Origin of the sequence: Mesorhizobium sp. M1E.F.Ca.ET.041.01.1.1 (assembly GCF_003997355.1) — a bacterium.
Taxonomy (GTDB): domain Bacteria; phylum Pseudomonadota; class Alphaproteobacteria; order Rhizobiales; family Rhizobiaceae; genus Mesorhizobium.
Genome location: NZ_RZSL01001034.1, coordinates 1 through 1,263, shown reverse-complemented (window position 1 = coordinate 1,263; position 1,263 = coordinate 1). Strand labels below are relative to the sequence as shown.

Below are 1,263 nucleotides of genomic sequence, written 5' to 3'. Positions count from 1 at the left end.
AAGACGGACGGCGCCAATGTCACGGCGGGCGTCGCCATCCACAATCTGTCGCTCAACGAGAATGATGTCGGCGAATACCGCACCTTCTTCCGGCTGACCCCGCCCTTGCGCGCCGAGGACGACCGGCTGGCGATGATTGAGGCGATCAAGGACGGCACGATCGACATCATCGTCTCCTCGCACGACCCGCAGGACGTCGACACCAAGCGCCTGCCCTTCGCCGACGCCGCTGCCGGCGCGATCGGGCTGGAGACGCTTCTTGGCGCGGCACTTCGGCTCTACCATAATGGCGACGTCCCGCTGCTTCGGCTGATCGAGACGCTTTCGACCGCGCCGGCAAGATTGTTCGGCCTGCCCGGCGGCACGCTTAAGCCGGGCGCTGCGGCCGATCTCGCCGTGGTCGATCTCGACGAGCCGTGGATCGTCAGCGAGAGCGGGCTTCGCTCGCGCTCGAAGAACACCTGTTTCGAAGGCGCGCGCCTGCAGGGCAAGGTCTTGCAAACGATGGTTGCGGGCCGCACAGTGTTTTCAGCCTGAGAGCACAAGAAACCCGGACCGCGACCAGTGCCGCGATTCGGGCCGAAGGCAGAGAAGCGGGGGAAAACAATGAGCTATGTCCTGTCTTTGCTGTTCGGCTATCTGCTCGGCTCGATCCCGTTTGGACTCTTGATCACCCGCGCCGCCGGTCTCGGCGACGTGCGCAACATCGGCTCCGGCAACATCGGCGCCACCAATGTGCTGCGCACCGGCAACAAGGGGCTCGCCGCCGCGACGCTGCTGCTTGACGCCCTGAAAGGCACGGCGGCAGCGTTGATCGCCGGCCGCTTCGCACCGGAACTGGCGCTCGCGGCTGGCTTCGGCGCCTTCCTCGGCCATCTCTTTCCGGTCTGGCTCGGCTTCAAGGGCGGCAAGGGCGTCGCCACCTACCTCGGTGTGCTGCTCGGTCTTGCCTGGCAAGGCATGCTTGTCTTCGCAGTGGTCTGGCTCGCCATGGCTTTCCTGTTCCGCTATTCCTCGCTGGCGGCGCTGGCGGCGGCGGTGGCCGTGCCCATCGCTCTCTATTTCATCAGCACACCGCAGATTGCCGGCCTGTTCGCGGTGATGAGCCTGATCGTCTTCATCAAGCACCACGCGAACATCTCGCGCCTTCTCGCCGGCACCGAGGGCAAGATCGGGGCGAAGGGATGAGCGCGCCCGCCGCCGGCCCACGCCTCAGCGACCGGCAGCGGCTTGCCTGGCTCCGACTGATCCGCACGCCGAATG

2 protein-coding genes are annotated in these 1,263 nt (G+C 66.0%); both read left to right on the top strand.

Annotated elements, in window-relative coordinates; genetic code table 11:
* Positions 1 to 537: amidohydrolase family protein (locus EOA38_RS37090; protein WP_145966314.1), on the top strand; the 537-nt coding region annotated here is incomplete at its 5' end.
* Positions 538 to 606: 69 nt separating this feature from the next.
* Positions 607 to 1,188, top strand: a complete 582-nt coding sequence (gene plsY, locus EOA38_RS37085; protein ID WP_126093850.1) for a glycerol-3-phosphate 1-O-acyltransferase PlsY — start codon at positions 607 to 609, stop codon at positions 1,186 to 1,188.
* The last annotated feature ends 75 nt before the right edge of the window (positions 1,189 to 1,263 follow it).